The sequence below is a fragment of the Anabaena sphaerica FACHB-251 genome (assembly GCF_014696825.1).
Classification (GTDB): Bacteria; Cyanobacteriota; Cyanobacteriia; order Cyanobacteriales; family Nostocaceae; genus RDYJ01.
The window spans coordinates 1-21,753 of record NZ_JACJQU010000037.1; the positions used below are offsets into that span (position 1 = coordinate 1).

Annotated in this window: 20 protein-coding genes; 5 read left to right on the forward strand and 15 right to left on the reverse strand. The window is 39.8% G+C overall.

Features of this window, described 5'->3' with window-relative positions:
• The first annotated feature begins 489 nt into the window (after window positions 1-489).
• From H6G06_RS26530 to H6G06_RS28205, 4 genes are all read left to right on the forward strand, one after another.
• Entirely contained in the window at window positions 490-2,457 is a 1,968-nt protein-coding gene (locus H6G06_RS26530) for a plasmid recombination protein (protein WP_190565049.1), read from the forward strand.
• Window positions 2,458-2,926: 469 nt separating this feature from the next.
• Window positions 2,927-3,514, forward strand: coding sequence for a hypothetical protein (locus H6G06_RS26535; RefSeq protein WP_190565050.1), 588 nt, complete (start codon window positions 2,927-2,929; stop codon window positions 3,512-3,514).
• Window positions 3,515-3,516: 2 nt separating this feature from the next.
• Entirely contained in the window at window positions 3,517-4,233 is a 717-nt protein-coding gene (locus tag H6G06_RS26540; RefSeq protein WP_190565051.1) for a Tat pathway signal protein, read from the forward strand.
• A complete protein-coding gene (locus H6G06_RS28205) occupies window positions 4,234-4,374 on the forward strand; it encodes a tyrosine-type recombinase/integrase (protein ID WP_422387070.1) in 141 nt (46 codons plus the stop codon).
• Between the two features lie 118 nt (window positions 4,375-4,492).
• Here the strand turns inward: H6G06_RS28205 and H6G06_RS26550 are convergent, their stop codons facing one another.
• The 7 genes from H6G06_RS26550 to H6G06_RS26580 form a co-directional block, all read right to left on the reverse strand.
• Entirely contained in the window at window positions 4,493-5,005 is a 513-nt protein-coding gene (locus H6G06_RS26550) for a hypothetical protein (protein ID WP_190565052.1), read from the reverse strand.
• A gap of 100 nt (window positions 5,006-5,105) precedes the next feature.
• Window positions 5,106-5,534 carry a hypothetical protein gene (locus H6G06_RS26555; RefSeq protein WP_190565053.1) on the reverse strand — a complete coding sequence of 143 codons (429 nt, stop codon included), beginning with the start codon at window positions 5,532-5,534 and terminating at the stop codon, window positions 5,106-5,108.
• The gene (locus H6G06_RS26560; RefSeq protein WP_190565054.1) at window positions 5,531-5,860 is read right to left on the reverse strand and encodes a hypothetical protein; all 330 of its coding nucleotides are present in this window, start codon (window positions 5,858-5,860) and stop codon (window positions 5,531-5,533) included. Before H6G06_RS26560 ends, H6G06_RS26555 begins: the two co-directional genes overlap by 4 nt.
• Before the next feature lie 135 nt (window positions 5,861-5,995).
• Window positions 5,996-6,370, reverse strand: coding sequence for a hypothetical protein (locus H6G06_RS26565; RefSeq protein WP_190565055.1), 375 nt, complete (start codon window positions 6,368-6,370; stop codon window positions 5,996-5,998).
• Window positions 6,371-6,386: 16 nt separating this feature from the next.
• A complete protein-coding gene (locus H6G06_RS26570; protein WP_190565056.1) occupies window positions 6,387-6,731 on the reverse strand; it encodes a hypothetical protein in 345 nt (114 codons plus the stop codon).
• A gap of 138 nt (window positions 6,732-6,869) precedes the next feature.
• Window positions 6,870-7,193, reverse strand: coding sequence for a hypothetical protein (locus H6G06_RS26575; RefSeq protein WP_190565057.1), 324 nt, complete (start codon window positions 7,191-7,193; stop codon window positions 6,870-6,872).
• A 170-nt stretch (window positions 7,194-7,363) separates the two neighbouring features.
• Window positions 7,364-7,762, reverse strand: coding sequence for a hypothetical protein (locus H6G06_RS26580; protein ID WP_190565058.1), 399 nt, complete (start codon window positions 7,760-7,762; stop codon window positions 7,364-7,366).
• A 128-nt stretch (window positions 7,763-7,890) separates the two neighbouring features.
• Here H6G06_RS26580 and H6G06_RS26585 point away from each other — a divergent pair, with 128 nt between their 5' ends.
• On the forward strand, window positions 7,891-9,525 hold the full coding sequence (locus H6G06_RS26585) for an NB-ARC domain-containing protein (RefSeq protein ID WP_190565059.1): 1,635 nt from the start codon (window positions 7,891-7,893) through the stop codon (window positions 9,523-9,525).
• A gap of 54 nt (window positions 9,526-9,579) precedes the next feature.
• Here the strand turns inward: H6G06_RS26585 and H6G06_RS26590 are convergent, their stop codons facing one another.
• The 8 genes from H6G06_RS26590 to H6G06_RS26625 form a co-directional block, all read right to left on the reverse strand.
• Window positions 9,580-10,212 carry a hypothetical protein gene (locus H6G06_RS26590; protein ID WP_190565060.1) on the reverse strand — a complete coding sequence of 211 codons (633 nt, stop codon included), beginning with the start codon at window positions 10,210-10,212 and terminating at the stop codon, window positions 9,580-9,582.
• A gap of 89 nt (window positions 10,213-10,301) precedes the next feature.
• A complete protein-coding gene (locus tag H6G06_RS26595) occupies window positions 10,302-14,168 on the reverse strand; it encodes a tetratricopeptide repeat protein (protein ID WP_206754727.1) in 3,867 nt (1,288 codons plus the stop codon).
• Between the two features lie 5 nt (window positions 14,169-14,173).
• Window positions 14,174-15,058, reverse strand: coding sequence for a tetratricopeptide repeat protein (locus H6G06_RS26600; protein WP_190565062.1), 885 nt, complete (start codon window positions 15,056-15,058; stop codon window positions 14,174-14,176).
• A gap of 53 nt (window positions 15,059-15,111) precedes the next feature.
• Window positions 15,112-16,818 (reverse strand): serine/threonine-protein kinase, encoded by a 1,707-nt coding sequence (locus H6G06_RS26605; RefSeq protein ID WP_190565063.1) that lies wholly within the window; start codon window positions 16,816-16,818, stop codon window positions 15,112-15,114.
• Between the two features lie 53 nt (window positions 16,819-16,871).
• Window positions 16,872-17,255: a hypothetical protein gene (locus H6G06_RS26610; RefSeq protein ID WP_190565064.1), complete on the reverse strand. Its 384-nt coding sequence runs from the start codon at window positions 17,253-17,255 to the stop codon at window positions 16,872-16,874.
• Window positions 17,246-18,007, reverse strand: coding sequence for an AAA family ATPase (locus H6G06_RS26615; RefSeq protein ID WP_190565065.1), 762 nt, complete (start codon window positions 18,005-18,007; stop codon window positions 17,246-17,248). The genes H6G06_RS26610 and H6G06_RS26615 overlap by 10 nt, the downstream gene beginning before the upstream one ends.
• Before the next feature lie 573 nt (window positions 18,008-18,580).
• Window positions 18,581-19,597: a ParB/RepB/Spo0J family partition protein gene (locus H6G06_RS26620; RefSeq protein ID WP_190565066.1), complete on the reverse strand. Its 1,017-nt coding sequence runs from the start codon at window positions 19,595-19,597 to the stop codon at window positions 18,581-18,583.
• Between the two features lie 332 nt (window positions 19,598-19,929).
• On the reverse strand, window positions 19,930-20,922 hold the full coding sequence (locus H6G06_RS26625) for a tyrosine-type recombinase/integrase (protein WP_190565067.1): 993 nt from the start codon (window positions 20,920-20,922) through the stop codon (window positions 19,930-19,932).
• Window positions 20,923-21,753 lie beyond the last annotated feature (831 nt).

Here is a 21,753-nt window from a genome sequence, read left to right on the forward strand (position 1 = left end):
TTTTAGGTTTTTTGCAATGAGCGTGGTTTTTGTAGGAAGTTACTGGCTGTGTTTGGCACAAAAAGCCTATGAGTAGGTTTTGTGATGGCTTCTTTAGCGATGGCAACGACAACACCGTAGCCATAGCTGGGGTCATGCTGATGGCTTCTTTAGCGATGGCAACGGTCGGACGATGGCTTTTTTAGCCATAGCCGGGGTCAGCCGATAGCTTTTTTAACTTTGGCAAGGAGTGATGCAGGTTGTTTTACAGCTGGGGAGTGGATTTGACGGATGCCTATTATAGCCTTTAGGGGTCTTGTAGATGCTTTTTATTGTCTGTGGTGCGTATCTTACGAATGCCTTTCAGTGCCTTTGAGTTGGTGACACAGCTGTTTTTATTGCTCGTCAGTGAAGGAAAACAGATGAGTTTCAGTCTGCACAGTGTCTTACTGATGGCTATTACAGCCTGTGTGGAATTGGTGAGAAATTGAGATTTTGGAGGCTTCTGATATGGCTTATGCCATCGCCAGAGTGAAAAAATTGAAACGAGCCAATATTGCTGGGAGTGCTGCTCACACTTCCAGGCAGCGAGAAACGCCCAATGCTGACCCGACTAAACAAAATATCAGGTTCATAGGCAATACTGACAGGGAGGAAAAGTTAGAAGATTTGGTGTTAGCGAAGATTGGGCAGTATGAGCAAAAACGAAAAATTCGCACTGATGCGGTGTACTGTGTAGAGATTTTGCTGACTGCTTCTCCTAGTTATTTTCGACCGCTTGACCCCACGGCTGCTGGGTATTACGAAGAGGAGAGGTTGGCTGATTGGTTGTCAGCGACGCAGCAGTGGTTAGAGAAGGAATATGGCGATCGCGTCAACTCCAGCACCCAAGCAAGTGGAGCGTATCTGAATGGGAATAGCAGTTCTGTAGGCGATTGTGCTTTGCACACTGCCGAAGGCAATCGCATTGTCAGGGCTGAATTGCACTTGGATGAAGTAACACCCCACATTCATGCTTATTTTGTGCCACTGGATGAAAACGGGCAACTGCGGTGCAATCATTTTTTTGATGGTCGGCAGAAGATGCGAGATTTTCAAGAAAGCTACTTTGCGGCTGTGCAGCACCTGGGGTTAGAGCGTGGGATTCGAGGTAGTGTAGCTAAACACCAGGATATTAAGGATTTTTATCGCATAGTTGAGGAAGGAAAGGATTTGAACTCGGAACTGACTATTGCACAGATGCGGGCTAAGGCAGCAGATCGAGATAGGGCAGTGCAGAGTAAGAGTTCTATGGAGCGCACTGCTAAAAGGTTGGTAAAGGAAAATGAGACTTTGCGACAAAGGATTAAGGAACTGGAAGCTCAAAAGGATCAGTTGCAGCAGCAGGTTAAACAATTGAGTGATTTGCCCCTGGAAGATGTGGCTTGGCATTTGGGATTAAACCAAGACAATAGCAGCTATCGCTGCTGGAAAGGGGGTGAACACATTATCTATATAAATGGCTCTTACTGGAGTCACCTTGCACCCGATACTCAGAAAACTGGTAATGTTGCAGCCAACTCCCAAAAAACTAGTGCTAGTCCTGGTGCTATTACTGGTACTGGTGCTGTGGCGTTGGTGAAACACATTAATGGGTGTAATTTTAGAGAAGCGATCGCTTGGTTAAATGACCGTTTTGGTGATGAAGGGATGCAGAGGGCTGTTACTCATTATGCTCGCCAACAAGCGCAAATGGTCATCCAAGAGCAAGAAGCACCACAGTTTGTACCACCAGTACCGGACAAATCGAACTGGCATTTAGTACACGACTATTTAACTAAGAAACGGAGATTGCCAACAGAGTTGGTGCAAGAATTATATCAACGGGGGTTGGTTTATGCTGATGATCAAGAAAATGCTGTGTTCTTGTTGAGAAACCTCAATGGTGAAACCAAAGGTGCATTTTTGCAGGGGACAAGAGCAGAAGATAATACTTTAGAAGAAGACAATACTTTTACAGGATATGCTACTGGTTTTACAGGATATGCCATTGGTACAAAACGCAGTGATGGTTGGTTTTACCTGCAATGGGGAGGACAACCTACTGATGAAATCCAAAAAGTTGTGTTGTTAAAGTCACCCCTTGATGTGCTGTCTTATGCGATGTTGGAAGTTGAAAGACACCGAGGATTACCAGGAGGAGTACCGCAACAGAGAATAATGTACATGACTGTGGATAGTCCCAGGAGTTTACCTGTGGAGTTGTTGCAGGATATACCTGAAGTAATTTGTGCTTATGATAACAATGCTGCTGGAGATGAGATGGCTGGTGCTGTAAGTGAATTGTTGCCCCAAGCGACTAGGGTTAAACCACAAGCGCAGAATTGGCATGAGGAATTGTTGGCACTGCTACGGTGGCAACAGAGAGAACGAGAGTATCAACAACAACGCCAAAAGCAACAACGACAGCGTGAGCGTGAATCTGAACTTGAGTTATGAGCCGTATTGCTAGCTATTGTTTTGGAGACAGTTTTTTTAAAATCGCCTATACGCATAAAATAGTGTAAAAACTTTGGTAGATAGTGCATCTATTAACCGAATAGCTCACCCCTAGCGATGGAGAGGCAATGCTAGTTGTAGACCGAGAACTTTTACCATCAGGTATCTATCGCCTCAGTAATGAAGCATTTAGCGTAGCTTTATAAAGAATTGGTGTCAGGAAAAATCTTGCACCGTAATAAAAAATATGTTACTTAACATTTATGTAATAATGTTTAATGATTAAGTATTTCTTTTGTACTTGTTTTCTAGGCTTTTCTGCTCCTTTGAGAGGTGAGAGTGCAGAATGCTGTGCAAAATAACTAGAAAAAATTCGGTTGACTAGAACTTGGTAGAATTGTATGATTTTTATCATTCAAATCTAAAATTCAAGTAGTATTTAATACAATTAGCTATTAATAACCTAATAATGAAAAATACTAAGTTCAGACACATTCATGCTGTATCTAGCGCATTGTTTTTTGCTCTCACTATATTAAATCAACAGGTAGCATATGCTCAACGCACAGTTTCACTAACACAAATGAAATGTTTAACTACAAGTGCAGAGCCAGGGGTTGATGCTTGGGTAACAGGAGGTGCTGATGTAAGTATTGGTCAAGAAGTGTTCACATCTGTTGCTACACTTCGTAGTGGCTGGGAGTTTATGGGAAGTAATTATATCCCCCGACATATTCCTGCAAGTGTCGCCTGTCGTATCATTCCAGCTGGTTCAAAACCTAGATTTCGTACTTTAAGGCTGGCTTTTGGACTAAACAATGGAAACTCTTATACAAAAGATGACACTTTAGTCAGACTGACAGTTATTCTTGATGGCAACACTGTAGAAACTAAAGAAATAGCTAAAGGAGAGCAAGGTTTTTTACTTCTTGATGTGACTAACATTCGGAGCGTTGCTTTAAAAGCAGAGTGCATAGCGGGACGTACTTGTCCATCAATTGTTTTTGTTCAGACACTACTGGAAGAAGCTCCTTCATCACCAGGTAGTAGAAGGTAGATATGAATATTAGCAGACGTAAATTTACTCGTATAGCTCTTATAGGAAGTACCTCTTTGGCAGCTACATCTGGCATTTTTTTCCCAAAACCGGCTGAAGCATTTTTTTTGGGTTTTCTCCTTAGAGCATTAACATCCCGTGTAATTTTTGGAAGTATGGTTCGATTTGTTGGCGGGAGACTTCTTCAAGGAATCCTTGGTCCTTCTCAAGAAGAACTGTTGAAAATTCAACTGGCTGAGAAGGACTTTATCGAACGACAATTTACCAGGAACAGAACCGAACTGGCACAAGTACAAACTAACATTTTTTGGGGTCAAGAACGGCAGGAAACATGGGGACCTAATGCAGGCTTCGCCTTTGTACAAAAGTCTCAAGATATAATCAGTACTGCAAAAATTACTGGACCAACAATGGCAGGAATTTACGGTGCTGCCAAAATATTAGCTAATCAAGGATTTTCTCCTCAAGAAATTGCAGCTTCGCTACTCCCTGTACGTTCTCAGGTTGATGATTGGTGCAGCTGGGAAGGAGATACTTTCTCAGGAGGACGTAGAAACTCGACAGTTTGTTTAACCAGTTACCGTACAGCATTAGGCGAAGTTACTTCTCGCTATGAAGTAGTCCAACCTGGTATTGGTGGGTACGGTAATATTCACTATATCCTTGAGGCTGGTGGTCAGCCTCGTCGTGATATCATGGTTAAGGTTACTTTTTCTTAAATCTATTATTTCTGCTATCTAGCTAATCGAGGTACTGACATTCGGACAATACAGAGTTACTTGGGGCATAACAATATTCAGCACACTGTTCGTTATCCCGAACTTGCATCTACCAAGTTTCAAGGGCTTTGGGATGAGTAACTTTATTATCTCCAATTATTTAACCTATCTCCCCCAAAATTTTTTGCTCTCCAAGACGGCGGGCGGCGTTTTCAGCAAGCCCTATTCAAATAATGGAATTCATTATATCCACTCTTATCTACTCTTTCGGTGATGATGAATATTGCAACTTTTGTAATCTTAATTCTGCCTCAGTGATTTGTTTTTGAATTAACTGAAGTTGCCCTTCTGCAATCTTTTTTTGTGTTTCTAGTAATTCTGTTTCTTTGATAATTCTTTGCATCCTAATTTTATGTGAATTAGTTCTACCGGGTTGAAAAATAAATCCGAGATATACTGTGACATTAGCAGCATCAAGAGTATTAACCCCCACTGACATATTAAAACCAAAATCATTTTCTGTATTCACAGGAGTATTGATAGAATGATTGAGGGGATATATATTAGGAAAATTAAATTCATTAATGTTGCTATTTTGGGCATTGTTTTGATTAGGAATTTGAAAAACATTATTGAAATCTCCATTGACTTGAGAATCACTGTTAGTATTTTGTTGAGAAGACTGTGAGAAAGCAGGTTTATTTACTAGCAAATTCCATATTAACGGATACAAAATACTAGACGTGAATACAATTGTTGATTTTTTGAACATAGCTAAATTGTTCCCCCTGATATTAATTGCTAGAAAATTATTAGCCTTATAATTAAATACAAGGCAGAATATTAGAATTATTTATCATCAAAGCTATTGTTCATTCAACATAAATAATTAAATTATGTCTGATTTTACCATTATCTACACTTTCTTGACTAATCTGTGTATCTGGTCCAATAAATTCTATCTGCAAACCAGATCCACTTGAGTTATAAGACCCAGTAACTTCTACGATATTTTTACCCTTCTTTAAAAGGTGAGAAAGACGAATATGGATGTCAGTACCTACTAAAATTTTAATAGTTTTACCATTGATTTTAATACTTCCCTTTAATCCATGAGAACCACTAATATTCAGATAATAGCTTTGCTTGAGAGCATCAGAACTTAAATTAATGATTGTTTCTTGTTTGGTATCCTTTGTAGAATGAAAATTAGCAAAAACCATATTAGGAAGTACAAGAGACATACTCATGGTTAAAATAGCAGAATAACAAATTCTTTTTAGTAATTGTTTACTATTCATTGTTCATTTCTCCGATGTTTTTTGTAATTGAAACATTTATCTAAGCCCATCATTACCAACCTGTGTCTATCTAATAATTTTCTCTCACCTTTACAACTACATTTATTTTCTCCTTCGCATAAGATATTGAATTGATTTCTATCATATATATATCCTTGATATGGCTTTTTTATGACGGAATTACTATTATTAATACTTCTGGATGTAGATTTTAAACTACTACCAAATTCACTGCTTAATTGATTTTGATTTGCATGAGCTAAATTAGGTAAAGTTGTGAAAATTAAATAGCAAAACAAAGTAGCTGTAAATTGACTAATTCTCATTTTTGTATTCTCCTTCTGTTGTTTTTTTGACTTTTGCCTAATATTGAAATCGGTTAATATAAATTTTGATGTAGGGGTTAGCCTTGCTAACTAAACCCCTATTTAAAAATCACAAAAAACGAAAAATCCTCATTTCTAAGGATTAAAGTTATTAGGTGTTCTTACATTCACTGGCACAACTACACCACTTTTAACCGTTGGTACATTTACTCCAGTAATATTGCCTTTACCACCGAGCATTTCATGATATACATTTTGGTGTTGTCTGACTTTTCCGTTCCCACCAATATTCACTTGTACTGCTCTCGAAGAACTGACATTTCCTGTACAAGATGGTGTACTTTCCATCTGAATATTAGAAGTTTGTTCTGCTCGATTTCGGGACATATTCAGTTGAGTACCAACATGAGATATTACACACTGAGCAGAAGCAGACCCAGTAGATATAGGTAAAAATGTCAAGCTCAACAAAGCTGATATACAGCCAAGTGATAAAAAATTATGTCTCATTCAAATTCTCCAAACATTAACGACAAGACATGGAAATTGTGTTTGTTTGTAACTTGCGTTGACGAGAACCTCTAATTTTTGTAAGTTGTCGGGTTACAAATCTGTTACTAAAGTTATTACAATTCCGTTTCCATGTATTTTTCTTTTTACGTCTGGTGGAAGAGTTACTACTTCTACGATTAATAGATATCCCAGAACCCGAACTTAGCTTTGTCTTGCCAGTTTCTACTGTGATATTTCCTTGAGAATCTCTATTAATTTTGACTTTTCCAGCTTGCAGATTGATTTCACTTGCTTGAGCAACTAATGGTAAAATTACCCAGAATGTAGTTAGTAGAAGTTTAAGTTGACGTAACTCCATGAATTGGGTATCCCTACTAACTTAGAGGGAAAAGAACAGGGAGAAAGTTAATAATTACATTGTCAAAACTTTCACCCTAATGATATTTACGAGAGAGTTAAATTCCTCTGTTCTAATTAACTCAGAGGAATTTTCAAGCTAGTTGCCTAGCTGGTTCCTACGTCCACCACGACGAATTTCTTGGTAGACTTGACTAGATCGTTGTTTAGATACGTTATCATTACCAACAATATCAGACAGTTGACGAGCATCTTGAACGTTGCCAGAACCACCTCTGGAACGAGAGCGAATTATTTGTCCACTTTGGTTGATTCTTTGATTGGTGTAGTTACGATCACCTGTAATTATAGAGGTCTGTTCACTGGTTTGTATATTAGCACTATCACCAGATCCAGCATTAGCAGGAACAGCAGCAGAAGCGATCGCACTAACAGTTAGTAAGCAGAAGATTAACTTATTCATGATTGACCTTATGATTCCGAGAATGTAAAACGTGAGTTTGACTTATTTGCTCAGATTTCGTTTTATCTGAGAATAAAAGTCCAAAAGCACCCCTGCCTGGGGTATAGCAACGATTGATGAAAAATTCCACCATTTGGCGTGAAAAGCTTCCAAGGCAAGCTTTTCGCCCCCTAATTTGCGGCATTTATGATTTGAATAGGCAAAGCCGCTTTGATTGTTTTGCCATTTGTATTATCCCGTACTAAAGCTAACCGATAAAGCTGGTATGGCGCAGGTGCAGGTTCAGTTTTTCGCTCTTGAGTGAGTGCAGGTAGAAAGCTAATCAGTTCAAAACGACCATCAGAACTGGTGGTGTTATATTTCATTGGACCATTAGTTGCGTTGCGATAAAGCTGGAGGGGCATTGATAGTAAAACTTGGTATGTATCATCTCCAACTACAAGAGGTTGATCAATTGGTTCAATAGGTTTGGTTGGGATAGACTCAGCCAAAACGGAGAAAGGTATGCCGGATACTAACAATAGACAAGTTGCCGCTAGAACCTTGGAGAAAGTTTTTGCCAGATTCATAAGACTGACTTCTTCATTAATTTGAATTGGATGAAACAAGCTTATTCAGGAATACCAGTTCGCTGCTACACATGCGTGTTGTGATTTTGTTATGATTTTCGTTGTGATTTTTATAACTACTAACTGCAATGGTTTTTTCAGCTACTCCTCAACCTGAGTTTCGCTTTGCAGAAGCGGATAACAATTGGGACCTCTCAAGACTATATGATGAATTGGCCACTGCAAAAAAACAGTATGACCCAAAAGCTAGACCAGGGCTAACAGATATTGAAAAGGAATATCTGCGAGGTTTTCTTTGTGGTTATGATCCTGTACATATAGCTAAAATTTGCCATAAAGATGTGAAAGGTGTTAAAAGCACTATATCTAATACCTTGTATCGTTATGTAGAAATTTTGACAGGGCATCCAGAACATTCAATTAATGATTGGAGAGACATTTGTATGTGGCTGGAAGAAGCAGGATATAAAAAACCGTCTAAAATTTGGGATGGCTCACCTGATATTTCAATTTTCTATGGTCAAGAAAACGAATTACAAGAACTAAAGAATTTGATTATTGACCAACAATGCAGACTGATAAATTTATACGGAATTGGTGGCTCTGGAAAAACATATTTATCAGTTAAATTGGCTCAAGAAATTCAGTGTAATTTTAAGTATGTCATTTGGCGCAGCTTACGCTATGCCCCTACCTTCAAAGAAGTTATAAATGAACTACTTCAGATTTTCTTGCCCCAGGTAGAATCTAACTTAATAGATAATATTGGGCAAGGAATTTCACAATTAATCAAGTACCTAAACAAGTATAATTGTCTATTAGTTCTAGACGCTGTTGAAAATTTACTCCTTCCTGGTGAGTTAGCTGGTAAATATAAACCTGAACATGAAGCTTACAAAGATTTAATTCAAAGGTTAGGAGAAGAACCTTCAAAAAGTTGTTTAATTCTCACCAGCAGAGAAAAGCTTAAAGAAATTGCAGTTGTGGAAACGAAAACGCCTTACAGTCCTATTCGTTCTTTCAAAGTAAAAGGTTTAAACAAGGAGGCTGCAAAAAAAATACTTCAAGATAAAGGCTTGCCAGAATCTTCTGATTTACAAAAAATCATCGACTTTTATCGAGGTAATCCATTAGCATTAAAGTTAACTGCAACAATAATCCAAGAACTCTATGGTGGCCATATTGGAGATTTCCTCAAAAATAGTAGTGCTTTTATTGGAGATTTTCAAGAGATTCTCAATCAACATTTTAAATTTTTATCTGAGTTAGAAAAAGAAATTTTGTATTTTATTGCTCTAGAGCAAAAGCCAGTTATGCTTTCTATTATCCAAAATAGTTTTGGGTTGAATTTATTTTCAAAAGAAGATATTGCTCTGGCTATACAATCTTTAATATTGCGGTCTTTTTTAGAAAAGGTGTTTGAGGGAGAAGTAGTTTACTTTTACTTGCAACCAGTAGTCATGAAATATATAACTAATAAATTAATTGAGCAGATATGTAAAGAAATTATAATGACAATCAAAAACCAAAAAATAGAAACAAATAGTTTGTTAAGAAATCAGCTACTTCTTCAGTTTCAATCCCCACATAAGCAAGGTATCAAAGAATTAAATTATAGTTTTATTGTCTCATCTATCAAAGAAAAAATGCGGAATGTTCTCAAGGCTAGACAATTAGGTAACGCAGAAGAAAAACTTAAGGAAGTGATGGCTGTAGTTCCCAAACCTTGTTTTATAGAAGAAGATGACAGGCAGAACACTTAAGTTGATAGGGAATAAGATATACTGTAGGCTTGTGGGGAAAAATTTTATTTTTTTCTAACGTGAGTATTGCAATATCTTACTGTCTAGCTTACGTGCTAATTCACCGACAGCAACAGATGGAACATCCCCATTGGGATACGCAACTCCAGTGAATGCAAATACTTTATTCCTTCTAAACATAGCTACATCTATCTGCACTGCCCTACCCATCATTCTGCCCACCATAGTAAGACCTCCTGAGTCTTCACCTACGTTATTCAAATCAGTTAAAGCCCTTGATTCCAAGATTTCTAACTTATTGAATAGTTGTGTTTGCTTAATTAATTTTGCAACTATATCTCTAAAATACACCTGATTCAAGTCAATACCATTTTGCTGAAGCTGTTCAGAAAGAGTCATAGTAACACCTATGACCACTTGCGCTTTTTGAGGTTTTGCAAATATCGCTAAACTTTTAACATTCATATTACGTTTAGCTATGTATTGTCTCATTAATGGCTCAAGCCGTTCAGTAGGAAATTCTATGAAACCACTCGGCATTTCTTCCAAAGACAGATTTGCGTTGGATAAACTTTCTGTTTGAGCAACTAGTTGAGGAGTTTTAATTTTAATTGCTGCCTGAACGGGACTGGATAGCCCAATAACGATACCTGATAGGACTAATACAAAAGAAATTTTTGGGTACATCGACAGAACTTCCTTTTTAAAATTACAAACTGTAAAAATTTAAATGGCTTGAGTTTTCTTGTGAGAGGTTAAACTAACACCTTCAAACTTCAAATGCCATTACCTGTCAACACAAAAGCAGCCCAGTAATAGGGATGGGGATACTCTGCTCGCACGTCTTGCTGTGCTTTCTGTAATGCTTCAGCTTTGCTCATTTTATAATGCCGTAAATAGGTGTAAAAACGCTTCATGAGATTAACAGTGGCAGTATCACTGACGCTCCATAGGCTAGCAATTACGTTAGGTGTACCAGCATAGATAAAGGCACGATTTAGTGCCACCACTTCATCTCCTTTACTCACTTCCCCCACCTGCGTTTCGCAGGCACTAAGCACTACTAAATTAGTGTTTTTTGTCAAATCTAGCTCATAGATTTCATGTACTTCTAGACGACCATCATATTTGGCATCATCTTTAGTTTCGGCTGCTAGATATATGGTGCTAAAAAGTGGGTTTTTGTCATTGTACTTGCCATGAGCTGCTAAATGCAAAATACTAGCATTTTCAGATTTTGACCAAACAGCACTTTCGGTGGCAGCATCTTCCACAAGAGCTTGAGTGCCATACACGGAAGCGATCTCTTTAGCTTCCTTTTGAGCAGAGGACAAGCTGCTTAAGTCTGGTTCGTTACTGGTTGGGTTGCCTAAAATTAAGGCTGTGCTAGTGTCATGCCGATGTTTGCTTTGCAGAAAAGGTAACAGATTAGCACTGGGTAGTGATACTAAAGTATAATCATCATTCAAATATTTTTTTCCATCAGTGAGAGCCGCGAAAGGAACATAGTGGAGAATGCCGTGGGGGACAACAAAAATCTTGGAAGTTTTGATCTCAGGTTTTAATCTACTAATCAGCGATTGATACAACTGTTGCAAACTAGATGGATGAGGGTCGCTTTCCTCATTAACATTTTGAAAACTGCCAGTAAAAGTGGTGATATTCTTTCTCAAGAATTCCTTTTCGACATCTAAAGCTTTTGCCTTAAAACTATTGTGAGTAATAACAAAAGCAAATGTCCGCTTTTGTGTAACGAAATATTCAATCAGTGTGGTACTAGTATCCAACCATTTCTGGATATCTGTGATTTTGGCTAAATCTTTAGCTTTAACGCTGACTAACAAGCTAGTTTTAGAACTTTGGATTTTTAGTTTGGATAGTAATTGTTCGTACTCTTCCCGCAGATATGCCAATCGCTCGTCTACAGCTTTGATAGCTTTATCATCCTGCTGACTTTTTGGAAAAGCCTTCAGAATAATTTTTTGGTTATTTATTGCTACAATTTTTTGTTTCAGTGACCTTTCTTGCTTTATCAGTTCTGCCTCTACACCAGCACGAAAATTAATTGGTCCATTAGCTATTTGATCTAGAAAAGCTCTTGCTCGCGCCTGTTCTCCATAGTAGAAAGCATCTTCATAACGTCCTTTATTCCACAAAAGGTTGATAAGATTTTCATAAATATCGATTTGTTGACTAGCAAAAGGTGTTTTCAATTCTTCAACACTAAGTTTCTCCTGAATTGATTCAGTTTTCTCAATCGCTTTTTTATAGTAAGCAATTGCTTGATTTGTATCTTTTTGTGTTTCGTAGAAAAACCCAAGGTTAGCTAGTGCCACCTTTTGTCCTGCTATACTACCGATATCTCGAAATATATCCAGTGCTTGCTGGGAGTATTCATGCATCTTTTGGAATTGTCCCAAGCTATAGTAGGCCAGAGCAATATTGTTGAGCGCATCCCCTTCTTCCTTACGGCTACCAATCCGACGAAATATAGCCAGTGCCTGTTGGTGTGATTTTAATGCCAGATTGTACTGCAACTTGCGGCGGTAAATTTCACCTATATTAATCAGAGTTGCTCCTTCTTCTCTGTAGCTACCGATTTCTCGCAGGATAATACGGGCTTGTTGAAAAGTATTTAGTGCGTCGTTGTATTGTTGTGCCTTTGGTGATAACTCCTCTGTTTGTTTTTCTAGCTCTTGGGCTAGATAGATGATTCCGATATTGTTAAGCGTTGTTCCTTGTCCCTGTCGTTCCCCCAGCACCTGCTGAAGAGCCAATGCTTTATTAAAATAAAGCAAAGCCTGTTTATTTATTCCCAATCGCTCATAGACTCCGCCAATATTACCAAGTATCCTTGCTTCCTCCGCTCGGTCGCCTAGTTTCTGGCTGAGAACTAACGCTTGTTGATATAGCTTTAGAGATTGCTGATATTGTGATTGGGAGTTAGATACTAAAGCTATATTGGCAATAGTTGCTACTTCTCCGACCTTGTCACCAATTTTCTGCTGGATTTCCTGTGCTTGTTTAAACAGATCCCACGCCCGCTCGTATTCTCCTAGTTGAACGTGAACCAGACCAAGGTTGTTAAGTGTTTTTCCTACTGCTGTAGAATTACCGATATTCCGCGAAATATTTAGTGCTTGTTGGCAGAAATCCCTTGAACGCTGATATTGCCCTAGTGCTTGGTAAACTGTTCCCAGGTGGTTAAGTGCTGCTGCTTCCCCTACTGGATTACCGATTTTTCGGAATCGAGCCAGTGCCTGTTCGTAAAATCCTTGTGCATTATTGTATTGACTTAATTTTTCGTAGACTAAACCGAGGTTGTTTAAGGTAATGCCAATACTTGCCTGATTGCCAATTTCTTCTTGAATTGCTAGAGCTTTTTTAAAGTTGTCTTTTGCCTGCTGATATTGTGCTTGAGCTATATAAACTGCGCCAATGTTATTCAGTGTTGTTCCTTCTCCATCTCTGTCACTAATTTCTCGTTCTATAGCCAGCGCTTTTTGGTAATAGTTCAACGCTTGCTGGTATTCTCCCAGATGGTCATAGACTAGACCCAGGTTATTAAGTGCTGTGGCTTCTTCAGAGCGATGATTGAGGCGTTGGGTAATATTTAGCGTCTGTTGGAACAAATCAAGTGCCTGTTGGTATTGCCCTTGATTGTTATAAACCAAACCGAGATTGTTCAGCGTTACTGCTTCTCCAACTATATCCCTCTGTTTCTGTCGAATCGCTAGTGCCTGTTGGTAAACTTCTATCGCCTGTGGGTACTTTCCCATCTCAGTGTAGATGTCTCCAAGATTATTGAGGGTTACTCCCTCCCCTAGTAAATCACCAGTCTGCCGTCTAATTGTTAGCGCCTGCTGGTAAAGTTTCAGTGCTTCAGGATATTTTCCTTGATTAGAGTTGACTATACCAAGATTATTGAGGGCCACTCCTTCCCCTATTCGGTCATTAAGTTTGATAGAGATATTCAGTGCCTTTTTGTGGTAGTGCAATGCTTGGGAGTATTTGGTTTGAGCACTGTATACCCTTCCAATTAAGGAGAGACTTATCGCTTCGTTAGACTGGAAATGCAACTCTACTCCGTTCTTAACAACAGTCAAGTTCAGTTGGAAGCCTGGTATGTCAGGTACAGATATGGAATTCTGTTCGCCAGTCTTTTCAAAAATAACAAGAGCTTGCTGGTGGTACTTTAACGCTTGTTCGTACTTTCCCAAGCGGTAATATATCGACCCGATGTTGTTACGGGTTATTGCCTCCATCGCCTCTTGGTAGATTTTCTGCCATATTGGTAAGCTGGCTTCATAGGCTTTGAGGGCAGCAGTATAATCTCCCAGCCTGTCTTTAACAACACCAATTGCTAGTAGGCACTCAGCCTCTGAGAAACGACTGCCTATAGCCTGATAAATCGGTAGGGCTGCTGCAAATTTTTTAAGTGCAGCTTCAAAATTACGCTCCTTTAATAAAGTTTTCCCTTCGCTAGATAGCTTGTCTGCTTGTTCTACTGGAGATGCCTCTGCCTGATAGATTGAGACAGGAACAGAAGTTAAAAAAGGAGCTGAACCCATTAAGTTCAACATTAATAAAGCTCCTACCCAGTTTTTATATATACCGTTAACGGTTTTACCTATTTTTATCACTGCTTTTACAACCCACTTATGCGTTTTTCTAATTCCTTTACACGCTGCATATCTCCTGATTTTTTATATATATCTAGTGCTTGTCGCAACAAACTAAGACCTTCGGCCTGTTTCTCTTTATTGCTGAAACTTGCATATAATTCTCCCAATCCGGCTTTTGCGGCGGCCTGTACCTGTAAATCTTGGGGTGCTGTTGCCCATTTGATGGCCTCCAAATATTGACCCTCAGCCTGCTCAGTTAGTCCCACTTGCTGATAAAGATCGCCTAAAAGTCGATAAATAACTGCTTCTTTTGCTCCACCTGCAACTAACTTTTCCAACGTCTCAATCGCCTCAGATCTCAGGTAATATCCAACATATAAATGGGTTTGTAATAGAGATTTCACTGTGTCAGTTAGCTGCTGTTTTTTCAACAAAGCAAGAGATGTTCGCACATCTTCAGCATCTTTTGCACTCAATAGTCTAAAACTCAATCCAGTTACCTTTTCTTCTTGCGATGAACGTTGACCCTTAGTTTTGACAATCACTAAGTAATCAATTCCCGGTTCTAAAGCTGGCTTTCCAGGATAGATAACTTCAGTTCCACTAACTTGTTCAGTCCAGATCTCTTTTTCTCCCGCCAAAATACTGACAGTATAACCAGCCGCATTAGTTACTTGATTCCAACGTATCTTTGGTTTGTTATCCAGCAACAATGTGCGGCGGGGGCTAATGATGTAGGGAATATCAGTTTTAGCAAGAGGATCTCGGGGTTTGTCTGTTCTTGGAGGACATCTACACACTGCTGACTGTGCAAGTAGCAGTTTTCTCTCAACTTTAATATTGGTACTGGAATTGTTTATGATTGCTGCTGAAGCTTGAGCGGGCTTGGCAATGCAAATGATTGCCAAATTGGTCACTGCCGTAATCAGGGTGAAGATAATTGAAATTGAGTGGTAGTGCTTCATTGACGAGAGTGTTTAGCTATCAAATATCGAGGTGCCATGCCCATCAAAATTTTCTCATCTGGATGATTTGGATTGGCATATTTAATACAATCTTCCCATGATTTTAGTGCGTATTCCTTCTTTCCCTGAGATTGCAATACCCGTGCTAATAAACAGTATGCGGGTGCCCAATTATTTTTTATGTTAATTGCCGCTTTCAAATTTACCTCAGCCTCGCTATAACGAGCGTTACCCAACTGTGCCCAGCCCAAGTTTTTGAGCAAACTGTATTTTACTTCATTATCTTTGGCTAATTTTAAGCCTTTTTGGAGTAGGGGAATAGCTAGAGAATTTTTTTGGTCTAAAATATACAATCGAGCTAAATTGTTGTAAGCTTTGTCTAAATTTTTCTTCTGAATAGCAACTTGGTATGCATTGCGAGCACGATTGAAATCTTTCTTATCTTCATAAATTCCCCCCAGGTTGTAGTAAGTCTCTGCCAAGTCTGGATCAAAAACCAGAGCTAATTTGTAGTTCAACTCGGCATTATCCAAATGACCTTTTTCCCTGTTGTCAAATCCCCGCTCATGGAAAGCGAGTGCTATCTGAGGAGATGATAAGCGAAATCCAATCACCAGGAATGCTCCAAATAAACTAAATATAATCGCAATTGATTTTAGCCTCTCGACTTTACTAGTAAATGATTGTTGTTTGTTATTTCTCTGTTTTTTAGTTGAACATACATCTGTGTGATTTTGACCAATTACTGATATTCCAGTTACACTACTAGCAAATTGAAGTGTTTCCAATTGCTGCCAAATTACTTGCGTACTTTGAGGTCGCTGTCCTGGAAATGGAGCTATTAAGTAATCAATCAAATCGGCTAGAGGCTTCGAGATGTGAGGAGCGTAATCTCGCCAAATTAACTTACCCGTCTGAGCATCTTCTTTTAAATCTTTTGGATGTTGACCCGTTAACAAATGAACTATAGTACGACCGAGAGCAAAAAAATCTGATTGCGGTACAGCTTTACCACTAATTTGCTCTGGTGGCGTATAGCCAGATGAGAACACTCCTGTACCTGACAGTCCAGCACCAGCTTTGAACAAAAAAGTATCTGTAACTTCCCGAGCTGCTCCAAAGTCAATTAGTACAAGTTTACCTGAAGGGCGAAGCATGATGTTAGACGGCTTAATGTCTCGATGCAAATACTGCTGAATAGGGTTCTGATGGAGTTCGCTCAAGATTTCCACCATCTGTGATAACCACTCAATTGCTCTATCTTGCGTAATCGGTTGATTGCCTTGATTGGTCAACCACTGTTCCAAATTCTGACCATCTATTTTTTCCATAACCATGCAGTGCAATGGCTCCAAACTATCTTGTGGATAGAAAGTGAAATAGCCATTATCAGGCTCTACTTTGGGAATCCCTGGATGCTGTAAGCGACTTAGAACATCAGCTTCCCGTTGAAATAATTCAACAGCCTTGGAAGAGGTATTGAGTAAAACTTTCAGAACTTTCCTGGGGTTTGGTTGACCACTGCTGGTAGTAAACAAATCCTCAACTTCAAAAGTCTTGCCGAAACCGCCTTTACCCAGTAATCGAATACCCCGATAGCGATTTTGCAGCACAAGTTCCGTATTGCAGTGGTAACAGATTTGCTCATTAGTATTCAGCGGGTCATCAGGATTGGTGCAATCTGGATTAAGGCAATAACTCATAAACTATAGACTTTTCGCTAATCAGTGAAGCACAGTAGCAGCAATAGTTATCTTCATGAATTGTCGGTTCTTATTATCCTATTGTAGATATCAAAAAGCACTTGCCGTAAACTTTCTTCCGAGCCAATTTCATCCCAGTCTACAGGCATTGCCATCAAAAACTCCAAAGCAGTTTGCACCCAGATTTCCTTGGGAATTTTATGTTTATGTAACCGCTTACCCCTTTTCAGCCTCTCATTTAGCCAATCATTCAACTGAATAGGTAGGCGCAAATTAACCGCCTCCTTCTCTTCTTTATCTACATTTTCTAAAAAAATAGATTTTGGTTCAGAAGTTGGTTGAGCTTCTGTTTCTTCAGCAGCAGTTTTACTAAAAATACTTTGTGCCAAAGGATTATCTCCCAACGCAGAACGCAACTTACCTTTATTTACTGCCATTTGTATACCTCATTCACTAAATCCCGATAAGCAATAGCACCCACCCCATTGGGGTCGTACTCAAAAATAGATTGCCCATGAGAAGGAGCTTCCCGGATTTTCACTGTCTCAGGAATCACGGTTTTAAACATCTTGTCACCAAAATGATTCGTCAGGGCATCCAAAACTTCTTTGCTGAGATTGTTCCTGCGGTCATACCGAGTTGCCAGCACCCCTGCTATGGCTATAGGATGCTCCAGTTGCTCTCGCACCAAAGCCAGGGCGCGTTCAATTCCTTGAATACCCAACAATCCCAAATAGCTCATATCCACGGGGATAATCACCCCATCACTGGCCATGAGTGCATTGATAGCAAACACGCCAATGTTGGGCGGACAATCTATCAGCACAAAATCATACTTATCCAACACCGGGGCGATCGCTTTTTTGAGTAACATCTCCCGACCCGGACGACCAGATATCGGTATTTCCTCCTCTGCCAGCAAAATGTTAGACGGTACCACATCTACACCAGATGCAGTTGACACCACCACCTGTGCTATGGGTGTCTTGTGCTGCAAAACATCCTTTAGCTGAAAATCAATCTGCCAGATGGGAATACCCAGTGCTGCACCAGCATTTCCTTGCGGGTCGATGTCTACAACTAACACCCGCTGTTTTTTAAACTTGACCAGACCCACAGCCAAGTTGTAGGCGGTGGTCGATTTCGCCACCCCTCCTTTCATATTGAAAACAGCCAGTTTTCGGGCCACGCTTGTTTCTGCCGTCACTACACGTTTACGGCTACATTATACATTCTTGAATGTAGATTATAGATTAAATAATCTAGAATCTAGATATTTTTTGTTGTCAGAATCTCAAAGCTAGTTACCAAGCTAATTTGAGAAGATTATAGAATCTATAATCTTGATTATAGAATGTAGATTATAGATTAAATAATCTAGAATCTAGATATTTTTTGTTGTCAGAATCCCAAAGCTAGTTACCAAGCTAATTTGAGAAGATTCTACAACAAGCAGGATTAGCAACTGCTCCTTTGAATATAATTCATAGCACCGCAATTTATACCGCATAAAAAGCATAACTCAGGTACTTCTGGGTTTCCTCACTTCCTGCATTCGTTTACTACAAATTTCGCGTTGAAAGCCCCGTCCCCCTGTGGACACGGAGCTTCAATATTTCACCCTACTAATCCTGCGCCATTTTATAGAATCTATATTCTAGATTCTTTATTCTAGATTATTGATTCTTTAATCTAGATAAATAACGAAAAACTGAGTCAGCGTAATGGTTTTCCCGTCAATCAAAATAATTTCAATATTGTTTCACCCCTTCTCTACCAGCAACTCTTCCAGTTGCGTCAGCAAAGATTCAAGCACATCACGCTTATCAGACTGTTCCCACAGCTTTGACTTTTTGGATTGCTTGTAGGCATTTTCCCAACGGGCTTGCAACTGCTGAAACTCAGACTTCGGCTTTTTAGCTACAACCTGTTTGCGGATTTCCGCCACTGATAACGAGAATTCAATCGCATCGTGTAACAGTTCACTTCTTTCCTCTTCTGACTCCAGCTTGGCAATCTCCCTCGCTTTCGTATATTCAATTTGCCCATAACGCAGAGCATCCAAGATATCACTTGGTAAATTGAGCAAAGGCAGTCTGTGTGTCCTAAACGCTTCTGGAGACATCTTGCCTATGCTCGCAAACACTTCGGCAACTATCTGTTTTTCTTGGCGGATATCGTTGTCCGCTACAAGCCCGCGTTGAGCCTTGGATAGTTTGTTAAGTAGTGTAACTACCCCTTCCCTATCAGTTGACAACCTCAAAGCCAATAAATCTAAAATCCCTTCCGTCTCCTCAACCGGATTCAAATCCTCCCGTTGTAAATTCTCTGTCAGTGCATACTGAATTGCCTGGGTATCAGACATCACTCGTACTGTTACAGGGACTTCACTCAAAGAACATTCTTGAGCCGCCTTGTATCTTCTCTCTCCAGCCACCAACTCATACTTATCACCTATTGGCCTGACCAATAAAGGCTGGAGAATACCTTCACGGCGTACAGACTCCACCAGAGATTGCATAGCCTTGGGGTCAAAATAGCGCCTTGGTTGAGTAGCTGGTAAGATAATCACAGATAATGGCAAGAAATTGGGAGCAAGAGCAGAATCTTCCTTCTTATCCAAATCCCTACCAGCAACTTCATCTGTAGCACCTTCTTCAGTTTCTAGGAGAGGGAGAGCAGCTTTAAGAGAGCTTTCTTGTGTTTGTGGATCAACCTTTTTGGGCTTAGACTTACTTGCCGTTGCAGATGGTCGTCGGGTAGTTTGTCTAGGACTCATCTTCAAAACTCCATCTATAATTATTTTGCAGCCAAATTGCGATAATTTCTGTGTGGGACTTAGGCAAAAAACGATAAAATAACCTCAAACGTATATCCCAACCGAATTTAATAACGTTTTAATTGTTTTGTTTGTAAATCAGAGGTTGGTGGCGTGTTTGGACTTTTTGTGTATTTCCCCCGCAAGGGGTTGAGGCTTATTTCTTCCTCAAAAATGTTTAAGTCCCGTTAGTACAACATTTCCTAAATCCATGACGAATTGAGCGAGCAGATGTTAAAACTTTTAGTAGCTCAATAACGCTACATTTCTGCCATTCTGTACTTATAAAATAGCTAACGCGCCAAATATAAGCCACTGCTTTCATCTGGTTTTACGTGGGTGTAGAGACTAGTGATATCAAGAGAAGAATGCCCCAAAGTGTCTTTAACTAAATGTGGAGGAGCCTTCCTATCCTGTGCGTGGCTGGCGTGACAATGACGCAACCAGTGGGGGCTAACGTGACCCTTGATACCCGCCTTTTTAGCAGCCGCATCAACTACCCTACGAATTTGTCGTTCCTTCAACGGCTTTTCACCTTTGCGACTTTTGAAAACCGCCTCACTAGGACTATCGGAAATCCGAGTAGTCAACAAATCAGTATAAAGCGACATCGGTAGCACCACATTTCGCATTTTGTCACGTTTACCGTGCAACGTCACCTGTCCTAAGCCATTCCGGTTGGGCTGAATTGATTTCCAGGTGAGCGTTGCTACCTCACCTACCCTCGCCCCTGTGTAATAGAGAAATTCTAACAATAACCTATCCCGCCCCTCAGCATGATCAATAATCCGCAACACTTCCCGTTCAGTCAAAATCCGTTCCGTAACTGTATCGGGTTTTTCTGGTAGTTCCAATCCGCGCGCTGGATTGCCTAAAATAAAACCAGTCTCAGAAGCGTACCGCAAAAAACTCATCAGCGATGCTAACCGCCGCCGCACCGTGTTTCTTGCCACTTCCCCCTTTGATTCCAAGTCCTCTAGGTAGGCGGAATAGTCATAGATATCCTCTACCGCTAATAAATTCAAATCTAAATCATCAAGTCGTGCGTGTTCCGGCAAAGTCTTTTGGTGATAAGCGGCAAAGCACTTGATGTCCCAATCATAGGAACGCCGCGTCTGCTTGGATTTCTTAGATTTAAGCCAGCCATCGAGCAATTCACTCGTATTTGTGGCTCGCGTCAGCCGTTGCGGCTGTTGCGCCATCATTACTAATTGCCGTAACTGCTCCGGCGTTAACTGCACCACGACTTGTTGCAGATGATCCGGAGTGAGTGGTGTTAAAGTCATAACTAGATAATTTTTATTATAGTAGGATATCGGTTCCTGTTTTTATTTTCCCACTAAAAGACCGATAATCTACGTTCCCAGTCATTCATCTCAATAAAAGTTTTTGGCTTAGTAGCATTCATCAAAACCACGGATTCTCACCTGCTTATTGCCTACATTGATATCGACTCTGATATCGCCTTTGACAGCAGTGATGGTCATCAAGGGTTAATTTTAGCGATGTCGGTTCGCAGACAAAGTGAAAATGTCGCAGACTAAATGAAATTTTGTTGCGGACTAATTGAAAATATGCTTGTGTAACCCTTATTCTTTCGTACCCTAAGAGCGATCGCTAATTAAGTGTTAAGTGTTGCTCCAAAGCCTATACTGTAATGAGTTGCGAACTTTTATCCTCATTTGGCGGAAAATTTCAATTAGTCCGCGATTTTGGTAGGAATTTTTCATCTAATCCGCAACAGATTTTCACTTAGTCTGCAACACAAAGAGGCAAAACCCTTATAACTCTGTTTAAAATTTTTCAATTAGTCTACAAACCAACAGCGATTGCCTACGGCAGTGCGCTCCGCGCAATCGCCTTTTGGGCGGCGCAGCATCCATCGCCTACGGTACAGCGTAGCTGCTCAACACACCCAAATTTAAAACCACCTATTCCGCGTATGGGTTAGGTGGTTTAGTTTTTCTACCAGGATTAAATTATGTGAAAATGCCATTTAAGAATATGTTGCTACTGGGATTGATACACCCTATTATCAATTGATAATTGATAATTGACAATTGCTTTATTCAAGGTTTAAAACCTCTCCTAGAAAGGAGAAAAATTCAAACAGTTCC

Coding starts and splice junctions, on each gene's coding strand:
- H6G06_RS26530 (WP_190565049.1), top strand. CDS start 490: ATGGCTTATGCCATCGCCAGAGTGAAAAAATTGAAACGAGCCAATATT.
- H6G06_RS26535 (WP_190565050.1), top strand. CDS start 2,927: ATGAAAAATACTAAGTTCAGACACATTCATGCTGTATCTAGCGCATTG.
- H6G06_RS26540 (WP_190565051.1), top strand. CDS start 3,517: ATGAATATTAGCAGACGTAAATTTACTCGTATAGCTCTTATAGGAAGT.
- H6G06_RS26550 (WP_190565052.1), bottom strand. CDS start 5,005: ATGTTCAAAAAATCAACAATTGTATTCACGTCTAGTATTTTGTATCCG.
- H6G06_RS26555 (WP_190565053.1), bottom strand. CDS start 5,534: ATGAATAGTAAACAATTACTAAAAAGAATTTGTTATTCTGCTATTTTA.
- H6G06_RS26560 (WP_190565054.1), bottom strand. CDS start 5,860: ATGAGAATTAGTCAATTTACAGCTACTTTGTTTTGCTATTTAATTTTC.
- H6G06_RS26565 (WP_190565055.1), bottom strand. CDS start 6,370: ATGAGACATAATTTTTTATCACTTGGCTGTATATCAGCTTTGTTGAGC.
- H6G06_RS26570 (WP_190565056.1), bottom strand. CDS start 6,731: ATGGAGTTACGTCAACTTAAACTTCTACTAACTACATTCTGGGTAATT.
- H6G06_RS26575 (WP_190565057.1), bottom strand. CDS start 7,193: ATGAATAAGTTAATCTTCTGCTTACTAACTGTTAGTGCGATCGCTTCT.
- H6G06_RS26580 (WP_190565058.1), bottom strand. CDS start 7,762: ATGAATCTGGCAAAAACTTTCTCCAAGGTTCTAGCGGCAACTTGTCTA.
- H6G06_RS26585 (WP_190565059.1), top strand. CDS start 7,891: ATGGTTTTTTCAGCTACTCCTCAACCTGAGTTTCGCTTTGCAGAAGCG.
- H6G06_RS26590 (WP_190565060.1), bottom strand. CDS start 10,212: ATGTACCCAAAAATTTCTTTTGTATTAGTCCTATCAGGTATCGTTATT.
- H6G06_RS26605 (WP_190565063.1), bottom strand. CDS start 16,818: ATGAGTTATTGCCTTAATCCAGATTGCACCAATCCTGATGACCCGCTG.
- H6G06_RS26610 (WP_190565064.1), bottom strand. CDS start 17,255: ATGGCAGTAAATAAAGGTAAGTTGCGTTCTGCGTTGGGAGATAATCCT.
- H6G06_RS26620 (WP_190565066.1), bottom strand. CDS start 19,597: ATGAGTCCTAGACAAACTACCCGACGACCATCTGCAACGGCAAGTAAG.
- H6G06_RS26625 (WP_190565067.1), bottom strand. CDS start 20,922: ATGACTTTAACACCACTCACTCCGGATCATCTGCAACAAGTCGTGGTG.